The 18,813-nt window shown below is 74.4% G+C and carries 17 protein-coding genes; 5 read left to right on the forward strand and 12 right to left on the reverse strand.

The features are described 5' to 3' along the window. Positions 1-300: 300 nt before the first annotated feature. The 4 genes from AB0L45_RS02695 to AB0L45_RS02710 all read right to left on the reverse strand — a co-directional run bounded on the left by AB0L45_RS02695 (position 301) and on the right by AB0L45_RS02710 (position 4,510). Complete coding sequence (locus AB0L45_RS02695; RefSeq protein ID WP_365835314.1) at positions 301-1,017, reverse strand: class F sortase; 717 nt, start codon at positions 1,015-1,017, stop codon at positions 301-303. Then, complete coding sequence (locus AB0L45_RS02700; protein ID WP_365835316.1) at positions 1,001-1,792, reverse strand: hypothetical protein; 792 nt, start codon at positions 1,790-1,792, stop codon at positions 1,001-1,003. Before AB0L45_RS02700 ends, AB0L45_RS02695 begins: the two co-directional genes overlap by 17 nt. Positions 1,793-1,940: 148 nt before the next feature. Continuing rightward, a complete protein-coding gene (locus AB0L45_RS02705) occupies positions 1,941-2,720 on the reverse strand; it encodes an HAD-IIA family hydrolase (protein WP_365835318.1) in 780 nt (259 codons plus the stop codon). 680 nt (positions 2,721-3,400) lie between these two features. Next, a complete protein-coding gene (locus AB0L45_RS02710) occupies positions 3,401-4,510 on the reverse strand; it encodes an ROK family transcriptional regulator (RefSeq protein ID WP_365835640.1) in 1,110 nt (369 codons plus the stop codon). Positions 4,511-4,635: 125 nt separating this feature from the next. Between AB0L45_RS02710 and AB0L45_RS02715 the strand changes: the two genes are divergently transcribed. Continuing rightward, a complete protein-coding gene (locus tag AB0L45_RS02715; protein ID WP_365835320.1) occupies positions 4,636-5,733 on the forward strand; it encodes a Gfo/Idh/MocA family oxidoreductase in 1,098 nt (365 codons plus the stop codon). Between the two features lie 68 nt (positions 5,734-5,801). After that, the gene (locus AB0L45_RS02720; RefSeq protein WP_365835642.1) at positions 5,802-6,320 is read left to right on the forward strand and encodes a heme-degrading domain-containing protein; all 519 of its coding nucleotides are present in this window, start codon (positions 5,802-5,804) and stop codon (positions 6,318-6,320) included. A 7-nt stretch (positions 6,321-6,327) separates the two neighbouring features. Here AB0L45_RS02720 and AB0L45_RS02725 read toward each other — a convergent pair whose 3' ends face one another. The 5 genes from AB0L45_RS02725 to AB0L45_RS02745 all read right to left on the reverse strand — a co-directional run bounded on the left by AB0L45_RS02725 (position 6,328) and on the right by AB0L45_RS02745 (position 11,738). After that, the gene (locus tag AB0L45_RS02725; RefSeq protein WP_365835322.1) at positions 6,328-8,052 is read right to left on the reverse strand and encodes a choice-of-anchor A family protein; all 1,725 of its coding nucleotides are present in this window, start codon (positions 8,050-8,052) and stop codon (positions 6,328-6,330) included. A 193-nt stretch (positions 8,053-8,245) separates the two neighbouring features. After that, on the reverse strand, positions 8,246-9,103 hold the full coding sequence (locus AB0L45_RS02730; RefSeq protein ID WP_365835324.1) for a fumarylacetoacetate hydrolase family protein: 858 nt from the start codon (positions 9,101-9,103) through the stop codon (positions 8,246-8,248). Between the two features lie 138 nt (positions 9,104-9,241). Beyond that, on the reverse strand, positions 9,242-10,042 hold the full coding sequence (gene yidC / locus AB0L45_RS02735; RefSeq protein WP_365835326.1) for a membrane protein insertase YidC: 801 nt from the start codon (positions 10,040-10,042) through the stop codon (positions 9,242-9,244). 99 nt (positions 10,043-10,141) lie between these two features. Beyond that, a complete protein-coding gene (locus AB0L45_RS02740; protein ID WP_365835328.1) occupies positions 10,142-10,447 on the reverse strand; it encodes a DUF6412 domain-containing protein in 306 nt (101 codons plus the stop codon). Positions 10,448-10,757: 310 nt separating this feature from the next. Next, positions 10,758-11,738, reverse strand: coding sequence for a helix-turn-helix domain-containing protein (locus AB0L45_RS02745; protein WP_365835330.1), 981 nt, complete (start codon positions 11,736-11,738; stop codon positions 10,758-10,760). A gap of 506 nt (positions 11,739-12,244) precedes the next feature. Here AB0L45_RS02745 and AB0L45_RS02750 point away from each other — a divergent pair. The 3 genes from AB0L45_RS02750 (at position 12,245) to AB0L45_RS02760 (ending at position 16,204) form a co-directional block, all read left to right on the forward strand. Beyond that, on the forward strand, positions 12,245-12,955 hold the full coding sequence (locus AB0L45_RS02750) for a hypothetical protein (protein ID WP_365835332.1): 711 nt from the start codon (positions 12,245-12,247) through the stop codon (positions 12,953-12,955). 133 nt (positions 12,956-13,088) lie between these two features. Then, complete coding sequence (locus tag AB0L45_RS02755; RefSeq protein WP_365835334.1) at positions 13,089-14,819, forward strand: NADH-ubiquinone oxidoreductase-F iron-sulfur binding region domain-containing protein; 1,731 nt, start codon at positions 13,089-13,091, stop codon at positions 14,817-14,819. A 443-nt stretch (positions 14,820-15,262) separates the two neighbouring features. Then, a complete protein-coding gene (locus tag AB0L45_RS02760; RefSeq protein ID WP_365835644.1) occupies positions 15,263-16,204 on the forward strand; it encodes an SCO0930 family lipoprotein in 942 nt (313 codons plus the stop codon). Here the strand turns inward: AB0L45_RS02760 and AB0L45_RS02765 are convergent. Genes AB0L45_RS02765 through AB0L45_RS02775 form a run of 3 tightly spaced genes read right to left on the reverse strand, consistent with a single transcriptional unit; the run spans position 16,182 to position 18,792 of the window. Next, positions 16,182-17,747 (reverse strand): sodium:solute symporter family protein, encoded by a 1,566-nt coding sequence (locus AB0L45_RS02765; protein ID WP_365835336.1) that lies wholly within the window; start codon positions 17,745-17,747, stop codon positions 16,182-16,184. The genes AB0L45_RS02760 and AB0L45_RS02765 overlap by 23 nt on opposite strands. Beyond that, positions 17,744-17,965 carry a DUF3311 domain-containing protein gene (locus AB0L45_RS02770; RefSeq protein ID WP_365835338.1) on the reverse strand — a complete coding sequence of 74 codons (222 nt, stop codon included), beginning with the start codon at positions 17,963-17,965 and terminating at the stop codon, positions 17,744-17,746. The genes AB0L45_RS02765 and AB0L45_RS02770 overlap by 4 nt, the downstream gene beginning before the upstream one ends. A gap of 11 nt (positions 17,966-17,976) precedes the next feature. Beyond that, entirely contained in the window at positions 17,977-18,792 is an 816-nt protein-coding gene (locus tag AB0L45_RS02775) for a class E sortase (protein ID WP_365835340.1), read from the reverse strand. Positions 18,793-18,813 lie beyond the last annotated feature (21 nt).

Raw genomic sequence — 18,813 nt, forward strand, 5'->3', positions numbered from 1 at the left:
GACAACCTGTTACGCCCGCCACGCCCGGCCGAAAACACCCGGGCGTACCGTACCGGTTCCCCACTCCCCCTAGGCGGCGCCGCACTGTAGTCCTACAGTGAACTTCAGTGTGGACTTCCTGTTGGTCCCTGGCCCCAGCCCCCGGCCACGTGCACGCGCCTGAGCGCAGGCGCCCACGCACCTCCCGCCGGCGGCAGGGCAACTCCCGCAGTCCTGACATCCCGGCGGTCGAGGACCGGCCGGTCGGCGGTTCAGGGGGAGCGGGCCGCCGGCCGGGATCGGTCGCCGCGTGGGTGGTGCTCAACTCTCCGGCGCGGGCGTGACCTTGGACAGGTAGGCGTGTACGACGACGTTGGCGGTGTAGGCGTCCCGCTCGCTGTCGTAGGCACCGGCGCAGGTGATCAGGCGCAGTTCGGCGCGGCCCGGCAGGTGCGCGCCGTAGACCTTGCGCGGTACGAAGGTGCGGCGGTCGTAGATCTTGACGTCCTCGACGGTGAAGCGGGCGGTGCCGCCGTCCTCCCTGCGGACGTCCACCGGCTGCCCCGGCTGGAGGCTGCCGAGGCGGTGGAAGACCGCGCGGCCGCCGGTCGTGTCGACGTGCCCGACCAGCACCGCGGCGCCCGCCGTGCCCGGCTGCGGTCCCTTCGCGTACCAGCCGACGAGGCCGGGTGTGCGGTACGGGGGCGCGTCGACCGCGCCGGTCGCGTCCAGGCCGGTCTCCATGACGCCCGCCCGTACGCCCAGCGCGCCGACCGAGATCTCGGTGGGGCGGCCGCCCGGCGAGGTGGCCAGAGGCGCGTGGGCGGTGGGCAGTTCCTGTTCCAGGGGGCGGCCGACGGCCGCGACGTCGCCGGTGGTCGGCGCCTTCCCCAGGCCGCCGCCGTCCGTCAGGTCCCGGCCCCACAGCCACAGGCCCAGCAGCAGGACCGCCCAGACGACACCGACGGTCATCCGGCCCTGGCCGGGGCCGCGCGGGTGGCGGTCCGCCACCGGGTGGTCGTCAGCCCGCATCGCCATCGCCCGACCCCTTGCGCCGGCGCCGCATCCGCAGCGCCTGTCCGGTGAGTGCGAGGAGCGCGCCTCCTGCCAGGACCAGTCCCACCGCGTACGCGCCGTCGGCCTCGTGGCGCGCGGCGGTCCGTACGGGCGTCCTGGTGTGCTGCCCGGGGGGCACCTCCCCCATGCGCGCCGCGGCGGCGTGCGGGTGCTGTGCGTGCGGGTGCCGCGGGTACGGCTGCGCGTGCGGTCGCGGCTGCCCGTGCGCGTGCGCCGCCGTCCAGCCGCCTCCGGCCCGTACCGGAGCGGTGGGGGAAGCCGGCGGACCGGAGCTGCCGGACGCCTCGGCGAAGGGGGCGGCGGCCGCCGTCCCGTCGGCTCCTCCGGTCAGGTCCGCTTCCCCGGCTCCGGCGGCACCGGCCGTCTCCGCGCCCGCCGGCGCCGGGACGACCTCGAAGGTGCCCGCGGCCCGCGCGTCCTCGCCGTCGCACTGGACGGAGACGGCGTACGTGCCGGGGTCGGCCGTGGAGCGCACCCGTGCGTCGCCCACCAGCCCGGCGGCGACCCGGGCCAGCGGTACGGCGTCGACAAAGGCGTCCGAGGTGGCGCGGCCGGCGCGGCCCGTACAGCCGTTGACCTGGAGGGCCGCGTCGGTGCCCGGTGCGGGGGCGGACGGTGTGACCGCGACCGTGCCCGCCGTGGCTCCCGGTACCCGGCCCGCGGACGCGAGCGCGGGCCCCGGGGACAGTACCGTCACCGCCAGGGCGGCACAGAGAGTGAATCCCGGTGAGCGCATCGTGAACCTCCGAACACTTCCGAAGGTCCGCCCGGCAGCCGGTTCCCGCATCCGGTGCGGGCCGCGGTTACGCCGTCCGGGTGAGCGGCCGGGGCGCGGCGGGCGGCGCCGGGCCGCGCGGGGCGGTCCGGCGCCCGGCCGCGACCGGTCAGACCAGGTCGACCAGGTCGGCGATGGAGTCGACGACCCGCGACGGCCGGAACGGGTGCCGCTCGATGTCGCCCCGGCCCGTCAGCCCGGTGAGCACCAGGAACGTCTCCATGCCCGCCTCCAGGCCGGCCAGTACGTCGGTGTCCATGCGGTCGCCGATCATCGCGGAGGTCTCGCTGTGCGCGCCGATGACGTTCAGGCCGTGCCGCATCATCAGCGGGTTGGGCTTGCCGACGAAGTACGGTTCCACGCCGGTCGCCTTGGTGATCAGCGCGGCCACCGAGCCGGTGGCGGGCAGCGCGCCGTCCGCGGAGGGGCCGGTCTCGTCGGGGTTGGTGGCGATGAACCGGGCGCCGTCGTTGATCAGCCGGATGGCCTTGGTGAGCGCTTCGAAGCTGTACGTCCGGGTCTCGCCGAGCACCACGTAGTCGGGCTCGTGGTCGGTGAGCACGTAGCCGATGTCGTGCAGCGCGGTGGTCAGGCCGGCCTCGCCGATGACGTACGCGGTGCCGGACGGCCGCTGCTCGTCCAGGAACTGGGCGGTGGCCAGCGCGGAGGTCCAGATGGACTCCCAGGGCACGTCCAGGCCGATGCGGTTCAGCCGGGCGTGCAGGTCGCGCGGGGTGTAGATGGAGTTGTTGGTCAGGACGAGGAAGGGCTTGCCCGATTCGCGCAGCCGCTTGATGAAGGTGTCGGCACCGGGCACCGGGATGCCCTCGTGCATCAGGACCCCGTCCATGTCGGTCAGCCATGACTCGATCGGCTTGCGCTCTGCCACTGCCGGTCTCCCGCCGTGCGTGTCTGCCAGGGGCGCCGGCCGTCCCGCGCCGTCGCGGGGCCCGTACGCGCCGCGCACCCCACCGGGTGACCTGCGTCTCGTACGTATGGCCGACGCCCCCAGCCTAAGTCAGCCCGGGGCGGCGCGGTTCAGGAGGACCGGCGCCGGCGGAGGCGGCGGGCCGCCGTCACGAGCAGCGCGCCGGCGGACAGGAATACGAGGGCGGCGGCGCCGATGTGGGGCACTCCTGGGGCGCCGGTGTCGGCCAGGTGGGGTGGGGGTGTGGGGCGGGAAGGGGCTGCGGTTGTTATGGGGGTGGGTACTGCGTGGGGTGCTGTGTGAGGTGCTGCGTGGGGTGCCGTATGGGTCTTCGCGTCGGCGGTTGCCGGGCGGGGGGCGGCCGCTTCCGTGGCATGGGCCGGTGGCGTGGTGGCCAGGAGGGTCGCGGACAGCAAGGCCGCCGGGAGGGTGGCGCGCAGCGGGGCGCGGGGTGGTACGCGGGGCGGGCGCACGGGCATGACGGACGCTCCTGCTCGATCAGCTCAGGCGACGGGGACCACACCAGGCCGCTCGTATGACCGGTCGGTATGACCGGCCGGCTTCGGACCTTGCCATGCGGGGCCGGCACCGCGGCCCCGACGCCGCCGGTGCGGCTGCCCGATCGCCCGAATGCCGCGCGTTCAGCGGAGTTCCGCCCCTGTTCCGGTACCGAACGGCGCGCCCGGCGCGCCGAAGAGGGGGGCCAGGACGAGCTGCGCCGCGCCGTCCGCGACCGTCCGCGCGCCCCCCTCGGCCAGCGCCACGGGAATCGCGGGCGTACGGCCGTCACCGCGCGTACGGGCCTGTTCGGCCAGGGCCTCGGCCACGCCGCGTACATAAATACCGGGTCGCGCCAGGACCGTACGGCCGCCGAGCAGGACGCGGTCGATGTCGAGCAGTTCCACGAGGTTGGCCGCGGCCACGCCCAGGATGCGCGCCGCCTCCGCGGGCTCGCCGCGCGCCGCCCGGTCCAGGCACAGCGCCTCGACGCAGCCTCGCTTGCCGCAGCCGCAGCGCGGCCCGTCCAGTTGCAGCACCTGGTGGCCGAACTCCCCCGCGCCCGTCCTGGCCCCCCGGTACAGCGCGCCGCCGAGCACCAGGCCGGCGCCCAGGCCCGTACCGAGGTGCAGGTAGCCGAACGAGCCGCGGCCGTCCGGCTGGTGCTGGGCGAGTCCGAGTGCGGCGGCGTTGGTGTCCTTGTCGAGGACGACGGGGAGGCCGAGCCGTTCGGCGAGGGCGTCGCGCAGCGGGAAGCCGTCCCAGTCCGGGAAGCCGGTGACCCGGCGCAGCACTCCGGCCGTGTGGTCGAGCGGCCCCGGGCAGGCGGCGCCGACGCCCAGTACGTGCGGCGAGCGGGCCTCGTCCGGCAGCGCCGCGAGCTGTCCGGCCACCGTGTCGAGCACGGCGGGCGCGCCCGCGCCGAAGTCGAGGGGCGCGGTGCGCTCGGCGACGGTGCGGCCCGCGAGGTCGGTGAGGACGGCGGTCAGCTCGTCGCGGTCCAGGTGCAGCCCGATCGCGTACCGGGCCCCGGGCACCAGACTCAGCACCGTACGCGGCTTGCCGCCGGTGGAAGCACGCCGGCCCGCCTCGGCCACCAGGCCGTCCGCCCGCAGCCGTGCGGTGATCTTGCTGACGGCCTGCGGGGTCAGGCCGGTGTGCGCGGCCAGCTCCAGCCTGCTGACGCCCGCGGGGCCCGCCGCCCGCAGCAGGCCCAGCACCAGCGCGGCGTTATGGCCGCGCAGGGCGGGCAGACCGGCTCCGCCGCCGGACGGGGCGGGGGCCGGTCCGGCGACACGTTCTGCGGGGTTGTTGCTGGTCACCCGTCCATTGTCCGCATTGCTTGCACTTTGGCAACAGCGTTGCTTAAGTGGGTGGCATGAACGACTCCCCCGGCACTCCCCTCCGCGTCGGCCTGATCGGCTACGGCCTGGCCGGCTCGGTCTTCCACGCCCCCCTCATCGCCGCCACCGACGGACTGGTGCTGGACACCGTCTCCACCGGCAGCCCGGACCGGCAGGCGCAGGCCCGCGCCGAACACCCCCAGGTCCGTACCGTCGCCACCCCCGACGAGGTGCTGGCCCGCGCGGACGCCCTGGACCTCGTCGTCATCGCCTCGCCCAACAAGACACACGTCGCGCTCGCCGAAGCGGCGCTGGACGCCGGGCTGCCGGTGGTCGTCGACAAGCCGCTCGCCGGGACCGCCGCCGAAGCCGACGGGCTGGCCGCCCGCGCGGAAGAGCGCGGCCTGATGCTCTCCGTCTTCCAGAACCGCCGCTGGGACAACGACTTCCGTACGGTGCGCAAGCTGGTCACCGAGGGCGCGCTCGGCGACGTGCAGCGCTTCGAGTCGCGCTTCGAACGCTGGCGGCCGAAACCGAAGGGCGGCTGGCGCGAGTCCGGCGACCCCGCGGAGATCGGCGGACTGCTCTACGACCTCGGCAGCCACGTCGTCGACCAGGCGCTCGCCCTGTTCGGCCCGGTCACCCTGGTCTACGCCGAATCCGACGTACGCCGCCCGGGCGCCGAGGCCGACGACGACACCTTCCTCGCCCTCACCCATGCCGACGGCGTCCGCTCGCACCTGTGGGTCAGTGCCACCACCGCCCAGCTCGGCCCGCGCTTCCGGGTGCTGGGCAGCCGCGCGGGTTACGTGAAGTACGGCCTGGACCCGCAGGAAGCGGCGCTGCGCGAGGGCCGCCGGCCGGGCGGCGACGCGGCCGGCTGGGGCGTCGAGCCGGAGTCGGCGTGGGGCCGGCTCGGCTCCGGGGAGTCCCCGCTGACCGGCGGCGGCGACCCCGTACCGACCCTGGCCGGTGACTACCCCGCGTACTACGCCGCTGTCGCGGAAGCGCTGCGCACCGGAGGCGAGCCGCCGGTCAGCGCCAGGGAGGCGGCGGCCGCGCTGCGCGTCCTGGAAGCGGCGAAGACATCGGCGGCCGAGGGCCGCGCGGTACGGATCGAGGAGACGGCGTGAGCGGCATGAACGGGAGGAGCGACGTGAGCGGAATGAGCGGTGGGAACGGAATGAGCGGGACCGTGAGCATGAACGGCTCGGGCGTGGCGAACGGGACGGACGAGCGCGAGGCGGCCCGCCACCAGGTCCGCGAACTGGAGGAACAGGAGCGCCGACTGGTCCTGGACCGCTTCGGCAACGAGGACGCCTGGCGGCTCGGCTGTCTGCTGACGGACCTGGCGCGGGAGCGCGGCGCGGCCGTGACGGTGGACATCCGGCGCGGAGCGCAGCAGCTGTTCCACTGCGCGCTGCCGGGTACGTCGGCGGACAACGACGCGTGGATCGAGCGCAAGTGCCGCGTCGTCGAACGGTACGCGGAGTCCTCGTACCTCGTCGGCGCCCGCTTCCGCGCCAAGGGCCGGACGTTCGAAGAATCGTCCCGCCTCGACCCGGACCGCTACGCCGCGCACGGCGGCGCCTTCCCCGTACGGCTGCGCGGTACGGGGGTCGTCGGCACGGTCGCGGTCTCCGGACTCCCCCAGGGCGACGACCACGCGCTGGTGGTCGACGCCCTGGGGCGCTACATCGAGCAGCAGCAGGCGGACTGACCCGAGGTCAGCTGCCGGAGCGACGGCGGGTGCGGATGATCACTACGAGCACCGCACCGCTGACGACGGCCGCCACCGCCGCCCCGATGAACAACGGATCCTCAAACGCGCTGCCACTGTGCGCCAGCTGGTCTCCGTCGTCTGTCGGTCGTGGGCTGGGTGCTGGGGGGCTGGTGGGGGAGGTGGGGGCCGGGGTGGCGGTCGGGGTCGGAGTGGTGGTCGGGGTCGGAGTGGGTTCGGTGGGTGTGGTGGTGGGCTCGGGCTCGGGCTCGGTGGGTTCTGGGGTGGGGTCCGTCGGGGCCGTCGTGGGTTCCGTCGGGGCTGTCGTGGGCTCGGTGGGGTCCGGAGTCGGTTCGGTGGGGTCCGGAGTCGGTTCGGTGGGGTCCGGAGTCGGTTCAGTCGGTACGGGGGTGGGGTCCGTCGGGGACGGGCTCGGCTCCGGCGGCGTGGGCGACGGCTCCGTCGGGCTCGGTGACGGTGACGGTTCCGTGGGGGTCGGGGACGGCTCGGTCGGGGACGGCGAAGGCTCCGTGGGCGACGGCGACGGCTCGGTCGGCGACGGGCTCGGCTCCGTCGGACTCGGTGACGGCTCGTCCGTCGGTGAGGGCGAGGGCTCATCCGTCGGTGAGGGCGACGGCTCCGTCGGCGACGGTGACGGCTCATCCGTCGGCGACGGCGAAGGGGACGGCGTGACCGTCTCCGGGGGTGACGGGCTCGGCTCGCGGCAGTCCGGCAGGTCCCCGTTGAACGGGTAGCTGTGCATCTCCGCGCCGGACGTCGAGGTGTGCACCAGTGAACCGACCGTGAAGAACCGGCCGTTCATGCCCGGCACCGACACCGTCGTCGTACTGCCCTGCCTGCCGACCAGTACGCTCCCCTGGAACTGCGCGCTGCCCTTGAACTCCACCGTGTTCGCGTCCGGGAAGTTCCACAGCAGCCGCTCGCGGATGCCGGGCGGCTGGAGGTCGTGCCCGATGTAGGTGTTGACCGTGCGGGCGTCGCCGAGCATGTTGACGAGGACGGTCGCGCCCGCCGGGATGCCCGTGAAGGTGATGCCCTGGGCGCCGCCGTTGCGGCCCGCCAGGTCGAAGTCGACGTTGAAGACCTGGAGCGCGGACGTGCCGTCGCCGGTGAAGACCGTCGCGTAGCCCTGGTTGACGGCGGTGCCGGTCGCGGGCCGCGGCCCGTCGCCGGTCCGGGCGTAGCACCGGCTGCTCGCCGTCAGGCCGGGCACCAGCCTGCGGTACGGGTCGGCGACGCCCGGGCGCTGGTCCGCCTGGGGAACCACCGTGCCGGTCAGCCTGCCTTCGTACGCGACGACGCCGTGCGTGCTGCCCTCCTCGGCGAGCAGCCGCTGGCCGGGGGCGACGGTGACGTCGCCGCCCACGGTCAGGAAGTCGGAGCCGTTGGGCGGCGGCACCCGGGATCCCACGGCGATGCCCACGTTGTAGACGCTGGACCCGCCGGTCTTGTTCATCTCGAAGCTGCCGAGGGTGACGACCTTCCCCTCGGCCTCCGCGGCCGAGCCGCCGACGCGGAAGTCCCCGCCGACGAAGACGTTGATGTTCTCGTCCCGGCCGGCCACCGGCCCGTTGTTCGGATCCGGGTACGAGGACGGGCAGCCGCTGCCCAGGCACGGGCCGAGGCCGTCGGGCAGCGGGGCCGCGAAGCCGAAGGCCGCGAACAGGCCGAGGAGCACGGCGGCGACGGCTCCCAGTGCGGCGGCACCCACCACATGAGACCGTTTTGTCTTTTTTGCAGGCATATACGCACTATGTGCGCGGACCGGCCGGGCAGCCGGGCGGCCCGCGCGCCCGTACGGCGAGTCCCCCTGTCCAGCCGACAGCCGCTCACCGGCCGCACCGCCGGCACCGCCGCAAACGGAAGCCGGAGCCCCCGCCCACCCCCGGAGCCCCCGAGCCCCCTCAGGCTCCCTTCAGCTCCTGCCGCTGCCGCCCCAGGCCGTCGATCTCCAGCTCCACCACGTCACCGGCGCGCAGGTACGGCTTGGGCTCCGGGCAGCCCATCGCCACGCCCGCCGGGGTGCCGGTGTTGATCACGTCGCCGGGGTACAGGGTCATGAACCTGCTCACGTAGCGGACCACTTCGGCCACCGGGAAGATCTGCTCGGCGGTCGTGCCGTCCTGCCGCAGCGTGCCGTTGACCCACAGCCGTACGCCCAGCGCCTGCGGGTCGGGCACCTCGTCCGCCGTCACCAGCCACGGGCCCAGCGGGTTGAACGTCTCGCAGTTCTTGCCCTTGTCCCACTGGCCGCCGCGCTCGATCTGGAACTCCCGTTCGGAGACGTCGTGCGCGATCGTGTAGCCGGCGACGGCGGCGCGGGCCTCCTCGTCGGTCTCCAGGTAGCGCGCGGTCCGGCCGATGACGACGGCCAGTTCGGCCTCCCAGTCGGTCTTCACGCTGCCGCGCGGCACCAGCACCGGGTCGTCGGGTCCGACGACCGTGTCCGGCGCCTTCATGAAGACGATCGGTTCGGCCGGTACGGCGGCGCCGGTCTCGCGGGCGTGGTCGTGGTAGTTCAGCCCGATGCACACGATCTTGCCGATCCGGGCGACGGGCGGCCCGGTGCGCAGACCGGCCGGATCCAGGGCCGGCAGGACCCCCGCGGCGGCCGCCGCCCGTATTCGCGCAAGGGCCGGACCGTCCCCGAGCAGCGCCCCGTCGACGTCCGTGACCAGCGACGACAGGTCGCGCAGCACACCTTCCTCATCGAGCAGCGCCGGGCGTTCCGCCCCCACCGGACCGACTCGCAGCAGCTTCATCGGTACAACTCCCGTGGTCGAAGGGTCGGTCCGGAAGGGCTCTCCCGGACCGGCCGATGGGGGACGGCCATCGAGCGATTCGGACGATCGTCCAAGAACGGCGTCCGGTCCGCAAGGCCCGGTTCACGTACTGGACCGTTACCCGGCGGTACGGGCCGGGACCGCCGCCTCCTCCCCCGGCGTACGGTCCTTCCGGCCACCGCGGGAAAGGTCCCGGAACAGCAGCGCCCGCTCGCACGCCGTCCACACCGCGGTCGTCACCAGGTAGAGCGCGGCCGCCAGCGGCAGTACCGCGATGCTGATCAGCGTCCCGAAGGACAGCAGCGGCAGCACCTTCGTCAGGCCGGCGAGGCCGGGCACCGTATCGCCGTCGGACGCGCCCGCCTGCCCGAGGGCCGCGACCGGCGCGGAGTTCCGCGTCATCGCCGTACGGGCCCGCCGGTAGTTCCAGGTCGCGACGGCGGCGGCCAGCACGAACAGCGCGAGGTAGACCCGGCCGTGCGGCCCGAGAACCCCGCCGTCCGCAAGCGCCTGCGACCAGTGCCCGCCCAGCGGCGCGCCCAGCAGCGTGTGCCCGAGCAGGCCGCTGCCGTCGCTGGTGAACAGGTGGTACATGACGAAGAAGACGGGCAGTTGCAGGAGCGACGGCAGGCAGCCGGCCAGCGGGGAGGAGCCGGTCTCGGCGTAGAGGGCGGCCGTCTCCTCCCGTAGGCGCTGCGGGTCCTTCGCGTACTGACGGCGCAGCTCGGCCAGGCGCGGGGCGTGCGCGGAACGGGTCTGCTCGCCGCGGGCGGCGGCGCGGGCGAGCGGGTGCAGTACGGCGCGTACGCACAAGGTGACCAGGATGATCGCGGCGGCCGTCGCCGAGGCGCCGAAGAGCGGTGCGATGAGGTCGGCGGCCTGGGACAGCGCACTGCCCAGGGCGGAGAAAACGGACATGGGGGAGCCCTCCACGGGGTCTCGTCGTGCCGGGATACGGGATCGGCGTGACGAGCCGCGCGGGGCCGGAGCCCCCGCGGAGTGCGAGGGGAAAGGCGCCTACGCGGCCGTCGGGAGGGGACGGCCGGGCGCCCTGGGCCGCGGGCGGCCCGCGGCGTCGGGGTCACGTTGCGGCAGGAAGGCCGTACGGCGTTCCCGGTCGCGCAGCGCGGTGCGTATGCGGCCCGGCGGTTCGGGCCGGGCGAGTACGGCGGCCAGGAAGGCGCGGCACAGCAGCAGTACGGCGGCGGTGGCCGCGGCGGAGGCGAGCGCGGGGGCCAGTCCGCTCTCGGCGAGGAGGAGCCCGGAGAGCAGGAGGAAGACGGCACTCACGTACAGCCGCCAGGCTTCGGCGCAGCGCTTCATGTGCTCACTCCTTCCTCGGGCGATGCGTACTTTTTCACCGGTGTCCGCCCCAGGTTAACGGCAGCGCGGCGGCACGGGTTCCCGGCATCCGGCTGCCCCGGTGGGCAGGCCGATTCGGTACAGGGCGGCGGCTCCGGCAGGGACCATTCCGGCAGGAAGGCGACTCCGGCAAGGGCCATTCCGGCAGGAAGGCGACTCCGGCGGGGAGACGGTCCGGGCACAGGGCGGCGGCCCCGGCGGGGAGACGGTCCGGGCACAGGGCGGCGGCCCCGGAGGGGAGCCCGGGGCCGCCGCGGTCATGGTGTGCCCGTCACAGCCCGTTGACCCGGGCCTCCCTGGCCATGCCCAGCGGACGGATGGTGGAGGCGACGGCCCGGGCCCGGCGGCCGGCCCGTGAGCGGTAGCGCCGTACGTGGGCCATCAGACGGCGGCTGCGCAGCGCCATCTCCAGTTCGAAGCGGGTACGCGGATCGCGCAGCGCGGGTCCGAAGAGCTTCTCGATCTGCCGCAGCCGGTAGCGCACGGTCTGCGGATGCACCTGGAGCACCCTGGCCGCTTCGGGCGCGCCGCCGCCCTCCAGCCAGGCCAGCAAGGTGACCTCCAGCCGCTCGCTCTGGCGTGGCGTCAGGTCGTCGAGCGGGCTCAGCCAGCGTGCGGACAGGGCCCGCGCCAGCGATTCGTCCTGGAGGAGGAGCAGCGCGGACAGGTGGTCGTCGACGAAGGCCGCGCGCGCGTCGGGGCCGCCGCGGCCGGGCGAGAGGGCGAGCAGGGCGCGGGCCCAGCGCAGCGAGGAGGCGGCGTCCCCCGCCGGTACGGCGTGGCCGACCGCCGCCGCCCGGCCCTTGAGCGCGGCCTCCAGCCGGGCGCGGGTCTGCGTGCCGGGGTCGGGCACGAGCAGGCAGGTGTCACCGTCGACGGTGCCGATGAGGGCGTCACCGAGGGCCGCGGCCAGCTGGGGGGCTTCGGCGGGCGAGGCGAGAGCGATGGCCTGGACCAGTGCCGGTACGGGCCAGCCGGCGCAGCGGGCCACCTCGGAAAGAGCGACGTCCGAGACGTCCTTGGCTCCGGACAGGGCGGCGAACATCTCCCGGCGGGCCGGCGCCACCGGCAGCGGGGTGACGACGAGGTCCTTGGGCCGCCGTACCCGTTCCGGGGATTCCTGGTAGCCGAGCGCCACCAGCATGGCCTGTTCCACGGCCCGGCGGGTCTCTTCGGCACCCGTCTCCGCGAGAAGTGTGGAAAAGGCGGGAAATCCGGTCCGCAGCTCCTCGGTCACCTTCTCGGCGAGCACCGGGAGTTCCTTTCTCAGAACGCGGGTCCATTCGCCACGGGGGCGTGACCAGATGCGGTTCAGGAGATCACACATCGCTACCTCGTTCCTGGCGTGATGCGGAGGGGGGTAGGGCCCTGCTTGCACGGACGTGCCGTGCGGAGGTGGTTCGAGCGGTGGTGCGGTGGCCGGGGGGTGGCCGTGGAGCGGACGTGGGGTGGACGTGCTTGGAGGGGCACCATCCGGAGTTACCTCGCGTAACTTCGATGCCGGTGCAGGAATTTGTCACAGCGCGATAAACCGGAGGACGGTCCGGCGGCCTTCCGTGATGCTGCTGCTCACCCCGATCACCGCCTTTGGCGCATACCTTTGCGCGCCCCGGCAGAACACGGCACATAAACGCGGCGGATATCCGGCGGCCCACCCCCCACCGCCCGCGCCGGCTTCCCAGCCCCCGGCCCGTACTCCGCGCTCCGTACTCCCTGTTCCATCTCCTCCCTTGCCCGCCCCTCCTCAAGGAGGCCCGAATGCCCGTATCCCGTCTGCGGATTGCCCTGCGCCCGGCCCTGCCGGCCGTCGTGCTCCTCTTCCTCGCCGTGGCCACCCAGGCCGGCGCGCCCCGACGGGTGCTCAACTTCCTGGACTTCGGCGCGGGCGTCCTCGCACTGGTCTTCCTCACCGGCACCGTGCTGTGGGGCCTCGCCGCCACCGACCGGATGCTGCTGCACTCAGGGCACCGGCTCGTGGCCCAGGCCGTGCACCGCGGTACCGGCGTCGCCGGGCTGGGCTTCCTCGCCCTGCACATCGGGGTCAAGGTCGTCCGCGGCCGGACCAGCGGCACGGCCGCCGTGGTGCCGTTCGCCGACGGCGGCAAGCCGCTGCTCGTCGGGCTCGGCACGCTGGCCGGTTACCTCTTCCTCGCGGCGGCGGTGACCGGCGCGGTACGCGGCGCGTTCACCTCGCACCGCGGGTCACGGTGGTGGCGGGTGCTGCACATGGGTGCGTACGTGGCGTGGTGCGCGGCACTGGTGCACGGGCTGAAGTCAGGGCGTCCGCCCGCCGGTTGGGTGACCACCGGATACCTGCTGTGCGTCAGCGGGGTCGCGGTGATGCTCGTCCTGCGGCTGCGGGCCCCGCGGCCCGGCGGGGTGCCGGGCGGCCGGCCACCCGGAGCGGACGCCGGCGGGCCGCGCGCACCGGCCCACTCCGCCCGGCACCACCGCGGCACCCGGCCTTGACGTACCGGCAGCGCTACGCGCGCAGATGCTGCCGGTGAGCCCGCGGCGGTTCGGAAACCGTGCGGCCTACGGGGGCGGCTTGTGTGGGCCCCCGGTTGCCCCAACGTCTCAGCGACCTTCAGGAGTTCCCGTCATGACGCTCCTCGCGTCCGCCACCACGGTCCCGCTGCCCGCCATCGGGCGCGCCGCCACCACCGACCGTACCCTGACCGGCGACTGCGCCCCCACCACCGACCGCACCCCGACCGCCGACCACGCCCCCACCACCGTCCACGCCCCGACCGCCGACCACGCCCCCACCACCGACCACACCCCGACCGGCGACCACGCCCCCACCACCAACCGCGCCACCCCCACCCTGGCCGTGCTCGGTCCGCCCCGTCTGCTGGCCGGGCTGGACGGGGCGGAGCGGCTCGGCCGGGTGGAGCATCTGGCGCGGCACGGTGGGCCGCCCAACCTGTCGGTGAGCGAGCTGGTGGCGCTGGCCGAGGACACCGGCCTGCGTGGCCGTGGCGGGGCGGGGTTCCCGTTCGCGCGGAAGCTGAGCGCCGTGGTGGAGGGGCAGCGACGCGCGGACGGGCGTGCCGCGGTGGTCGTCAACGGCAGTGAAGGGGAGCCCGGTTGTCTCAAGGACACGGCGCTGCTGCTGTACGCGCCGCACCTGGTGCTGGACGGCGCGCTGCTGGCCGCCCGGGCGCTCGGCGCCGAGGAGGTCGCGATCGGGGTGACGCGGGCGGACGTGGCCCGGTCGGTGCGTAAGGCGATCGCCGAACGCGGGCCGTTGTCCACGCCGGTCCGCGCCGAACTGCTGACGGAACGTTTCGTGACGGGCGAGGGCACCGCGCTCACCGACGGCCTCAACCGGGGGCCCGGCCTGCCCTCGGGCCGCAAGGTCCGCTCCAGCGAACGCGGCCTCGGCGGCCTGCCCACCCTGCTCTCCAACACCGAGACCTACGCCCAGCTCGCCGTCGCCGCCCGCCTGGGCGCCCTGGGCTACCGCGACACCGGCGACCCCGCCGAACCCGGCACCGTCCTGCTGACCGTGGCCGGCCGGCAGGTCGTCGAAGCACCGACCGGAGTACCGCTCGCCCGCGTCCTGGCCCTGTGCGGACTCGGCCCCGGCCAGGGCGTCCTGGTCGGCGGCTACCACGGCACCTGGCTGTCACCGTCCGCCGCCGCCACGGCCCTCCTCTCCCGCGACGACCTGGCCGCGTACGGCGCGGTGCTCGGGGCGGGGGCGGTACTGCCGCTGCCGGAAGAGACCTGCCCGGCGGGCGAGACCGTACGGGTCGCGCGCTGGATGGCCGCCGAATCCGCGGGACAGTGCGGGCCGTGCGTGCTCGGGCTGCCCGCACTCGCCGACGCGCTCGGCCAGGCCGCCGGCGGTGGCGGGCCGCGCGCGCTGGATGCCGTACGGGCCCGGATGCGGGCCGTGGAACGACGCGGCGCGTGCAGCCACCCCGACGGCACCGCACGGTTCGTCGCCTCGGCACTGGCCGCCTTCCCCGACGAGTTCGACCGGCACGCCCGCGGGGCCGGCTGCGGCCGTCCGGTGCTCGGCGTGCTGCCGGTGACCGGCCAGGAGACGTACGGCGCCGGGGGCGCACCCGGCCCAGGCAGCGGGCGGCAGGGCGCCCACGCGGCCACCCGGCCCCCGGCGCCCGAACAGCGGCTGCTCGTCGACTGGACGCTGTGCCGGGGCCACGGCCTGTGCGCCGACCTCGTCCCCGGCATGGTCCGCCTGGGGCCCGACGGCTACCCGGAGCGCGCCACGATGCCGCTGCCCGCCCGGATGCGCCGCCGCGCACAGCTCGCGGTACGGCGCTGCCCGGCGCTCGCGCTGCGCATCCAGGGCGCCCGGTGACGTACGGCCTCCGGCAAGCGTGGTGCGGGACCGCACGACCGGCGTACGGCGTACGGCATCCGGCACCCGGCAAGCGCGTACCGGTACCGGACCGAACAACCCGCGTACGGGCACCGAAGGAGCCCACGCCGGCGCCACTTCGGCGCGGTTTCTGTCCTCCGGTGACAACTTCCGCCCTGCCTGAACAGCCGCTCCCCACCCCTCGTACACCGCAGACAACACCCCCGGCCCCACCGAAGGAGTCAGCCATGAGCCCGCAGTCCCACCCGCACACCCCACGCCCCCATCCGCACACCGAACAACCCCGTCCCCACCCCCACATTCAACGCCCCCACACCCACACCCAACGCCCCCACCCCCACACCGACCACCTCCACCCCGCCACCCCCCACCCCGACCCCCACCGCCGGCACGCCGTGCTCGCCGTGGCGGCCGCTGTCGTCATGGCGCTCACCGCGGCCTGCGGCTCCGGTGACCGGACCGACGCCGCGCCGGTGGCCAACGGCAAGGCGCAGGCGGGCAGCGGCAGCTCCGCCGGGTACGGGTCCGGCGGCGGCAACGGTTACGGCGCGGACAGCGGCGCGGACAAGGGCCAGGCCGGCGACGGTTACGGCTCGTCGGGCGACAGCAACCGGCCCGCCGCGCAGGGCACCCGCGCCGGGACGCTCGCCCTCCGCCAGTCCCCCGAGCTGGGCCCGGTCGTCACCGACAGCAAAGGCATGGCCCTGTACCGCTTCGACAAGGACACCGCCAAGCCGCCCAACTCGGCCTGCTCCGGCAGCTGCGCGACCACCTGGCCCCCGGTCCCCGCCGACGACGCCACCGCCGCCTCCGGCATGGCCGCGAGCGCCCTCGGCTCCGTCACCCGGGCGGACGGCACCGAGCAGCTCACCATCGGCGGCTGGCCCGCCTACCGTTACGCGAAGGACACCGCCCCCGGTGACACCAAGGGCCACGGCGTCGGCGGCACCTGGAACGCGTTCGCGCCGGACGGGAAGAAGGCCACCGCCGGGCCGGCCGCCGACGTCTCCGTCTTCGACCAGCCCAAGCTGGGCAAGCTGCTCGTCGACAAGGAGGGCCGGACGGTCTACCGCTTCAACAAGGACAGCGCCTGGCCGATGAAGTTCGCCTGCAACGGCGCCTGCCTGGACACGTGGAAGCCGGTCGGGCCGGCCGACAAGAGCAAGCTGGCGGACGTCCCCGAGAAGCTGATCAGCACCGTCACCCGCCCCGACGGCACCAAGCAGCTCGCGGTCGACTGCTGGCCCGTCTACACCTTCAGCGGCGACAAACAGCCCGGCGACATCAACGGGCAGGGGAAGATGGGCACCTGGTTCGCCGTCTCCCCGGAAGGCAAGAAGATCACTTCGCCGGCGACGGGCTGACCCCGGCCACGCCGCCTCCCGCCGCGCCGCCCCCCGGCGCACCGTCCCCGGCCACCCCGGGACCGTCCCCCGGGTCCAGGTCCGACGCCAGCACCTCGGCGTCCGGCCGGTCGTCGACGGGCCGCGGGCCCAGCCAGGTCACCGCGAGCGCCACCACCAGGTTCACCGCGAGCGCCACGATCCCCGCGTTCATGCCGCCCACCGGATCGTGCTCGGTGAAGACCAGCCCGCAGACCACCACCAGGCCCACGACCAGGCCGCTCACGGCGCCGTACAGCGTCAGCCGCCGCCACACCAGCCCCAGCAGGATCATCGGGACCAGCTGTGCCATCCCCTCGTAGGAGATGAGCGAGAGCCGTACCAGGGTGTTCGGCGCGGTGTACGTCAGCAGCAGCGCCAGCGCGCCCGCCACCACGACCACCACCTGCGACCACAGCTTCTGGCGGTTCGCCAGCCGGGGCACCGCGCCCAGTACGCTCCTCCCCCACATCGTGCCGATGACCAGCATGAACACGGCCATCGGCACGATGGAGGAGAGCGCGGCGGCGACCCCGGTGACGCCCACCAGCCAGGCCGGCAGCGAGTCCACCACCAGCTTGAACAGCGCCAGATTGGAGTCCGCGCCGGTCAGCCCCGGCACCACGAACAGCGCCGCCATGCCCAGCAGCATCGGCACGAACAGCAGCACGTTGTAGAAGGGCAGCAGCACCGCGTTGCGCCGCAGGGCGTCGGCGCTGCGCGCGCCCAGGTAGCCCGCGACGGTGGTCGGGAAGATGACGACGGTCAGCGAGTTCAGGAGGGAGGTGGTGATGAACCAGCCCTGGCCCAGGCCGCCGGACGCGTGGCCGGGGAAGGTCAGCCACTGCGGCTTCTCGGCGACGATCCGGTCGAGGAAGGGCCCGTAACCGCCGAAGTAGTGCTGCGGTACGTACACGGCCAGGAAGGCGAGGGTCGCGATGACCAGGACGTCCTTGAGGACCGACACCCACGCGCTGCCGCGCAGGCCGCTGACCACGACGAAGAGGGTGGTCACCGCGAAGCCGATGAAGTACGCCCAGTTCAGGCTGATCGCCCCGTAGGAGATGGTCGTCACGACCACGCCCATGCCGGTGATCTGGAGCTGGATGTACGGCAGCAGACAGACGGTGGCCAGGACCGCCACCGCCGTGCCGAGCCAGCGCCGTCCGTAGCGGTGCGCCACCAGGTCGGTGATGCCCACCAGGCCGTGCCGGCGCGCGTAGGACCAGAGCATCGGGCCGGCCACGAAGCCGACCGCGTAGCCGCAGGACATGTACGCGAGGACGTAGAGGACCGGCGCGCCGAAGTTGTAGCCCCAGCCCGCCGCGCCCAGGTAGCTGAAGCTGGTGTAGCTCTCGCCCGCCATCAGCACCCAGATGAAGACCGTGCCCAGGCTGCGGCCGCCCACCGACCACTCGGCGAGCCCGCCCCCGCGGCGCCGGCCGCCGCGGACCGCCAGCAGGCCCAGGGCCAGCGTCAGCACCATGAACGCCGCGAAGATGGAGGTGGCGATGGTGGCGTTCATGCCGCACCCCGCTCCGCGGTCCGGCGCGCGGCCCGCTTGCGGTCGCCGCGCCAGGCCAGCCACACCGACACGGGCGTCAGCAGGGTCGCGAGCAGCATCCAGAAGACGAGGAAGGGCAGCCCGAGGACGGTCGGCGTCACACGGTTCACCAGCGGCAGCACGCCGAGGTAGAGCACGTGGGGGACCAGGAGCCACAGCAGCGTGGGACGTTTCAGCACAGCCGCTGAGCCTATCGGGGCGCGGCGCCCGTCAGACGGCCCCACACCACCAGCCGGTACGCCGAGGAGTACTCGGGCGTACAGGTCGTCAGTGTCAGGTAGGCGTCCGGCCCGGTGTAGCGCAGGGACGGGTGGGCGGTGCTGTACGGGACGGGGGCGGTGACCGTGCCGTCGGAGGGCGTGGTGCGCGGCAGGGTGCGGTCGACGGCGTACGTGTAGCGGGTGGTCGCGGTGACGACGTCCACCGTGTCGCCGGGCCGCAGCCGGTCCAGGAAGCGGAACGGTTCACCGTGGGTGTTGCGGTGCCCGGCGAGGGCGAAGTTGCCCTGCTCGCCGGGTTGCGCGGTGTGCGCGTAGTGGCCCGCGTAGCCCTTGTTCAGCACGGCGGACCTGCTGGTGCCCTCGGCGACGGGGACGGTCAGGCCCAGGCGCGGGATGCGCAGGACCGCGTACGCGGCGTCGCGGCGCGGGCGCGGCGGCGGGTACTGCTCCAGCGCGCTGCGGAACTCCCGCTGCATACGGCCCCCGTGCTGCCCGGGCGGCGGAGAGGTGTCCGGGCCGGGTGACGGGCGCGCGGACGGCGGCCCGTCGGAAGGGGCCCCCGCGGACGGCGGACGCTCCGCCGCCCACTGCCGTTCCAGCCGCGCCACCTGGTCGCGCGCGCTCGCCTGTGCCTGCCGGTTGGTCCAGTACAGCTGGTGTACGACCAGCAGCAGCACGAGCACGCCGAACGTCACCGCCAGCTCCGCGCCCGTCCACAGCACCCGTACGGCGCGCGGCCGTCGCCGCCGCTGCCCCTGCACCACCACCGGAATCCGCTCGCGCACGCGGGCACGGTAGGGCCTGCG

This window comes from Streptomyces sp. NPDC052496 (assembly GCF_040679095.1).
Taxonomy (GTDB): domain Bacteria; phylum Actinomycetota; class Actinomycetes; order Streptomycetales; family Streptomycetaceae; genus Streptomyces.

What these genes read in the sequence shown, in the direction of transcription:
- AB0L45_RS02695 (WP_365835314.1), bottom strand. Translation starts at nt 1,017, where the DNA reads ATGGCGATGCGGGCTGACGACCACCCGGTGGCGGACCGCCACCCGCGC.
- AB0L45_RS02700 (WP_365835316.1), bottom strand. Translation starts at nt 1,792, where the DNA reads ATGCGCTCACCGGGATTCACTCTCTGTGCCGCCCTGGCGGTGACGGTA.
- AB0L45_RS02715 (WP_365835320.1), top strand. Translation starts at nt 4,636, where the DNA reads ATGAACGACTCCCCCGGCACTCCCCTCCGCGTCGGCCTGATCGGCTAC.
- AB0L45_RS02720 (WP_365835642.1), top strand. Translation starts at nt 5,802, where the DNA reads ATGAACGGCTCGGGCGTGGCGAACGGGACGGACGAGCGCGAGGCGGCC.
- AB0L45_RS02730 (WP_365835324.1), bottom strand. Translation starts at nt 9,103, where the DNA reads ATGAAGCTGCTGCGAGTCGGTCCGGTGGGGGCGGAACGCCCGGCGCTG.
- yidC (WP_365835326.1), bottom strand. Translation starts at nt 10,042, where the DNA reads ATGTCCGTTTTCTCCGCCCTGGGCAGTGCGCTGTCCCAGGCCGCCGAC.
- AB0L45_RS02740 (WP_365835328.1), bottom strand. Translation starts at nt 10,447, where the DNA reads ATGAAGCGCTGCGCCGAAGCCTGGCGGCTGTACGTGAGTGCCGTCTTC.
- AB0L45_RS02750 (WP_365835332.1), top strand. Translation starts at nt 12,245, where the DNA reads ATGCCCGTATCCCGTCTGCGGATTGCCCTGCGCCCGGCCCTGCCGGCC.
- AB0L45_RS02755 (WP_365835334.1), top strand. Translation starts at nt 13,089, where the DNA reads ATGACGCTCCTCGCGTCCGCCACCACGGTCCCGCTGCCCGCCATCGGG.
- AB0L45_RS02760 (WP_365835644.1), top strand. Translation starts at nt 15,263, where the DNA reads ATGGCGCTCACCGCGGCCTGCGGCTCCGGTGACCGGACCGACGCCGCG.
- AB0L45_RS02765 (WP_365835336.1), bottom strand. Translation starts at nt 17,747, where the DNA reads ATGAACGCCACCATCGCCACCTCCATCTTCGCGGCGTTCATGGTGCTG.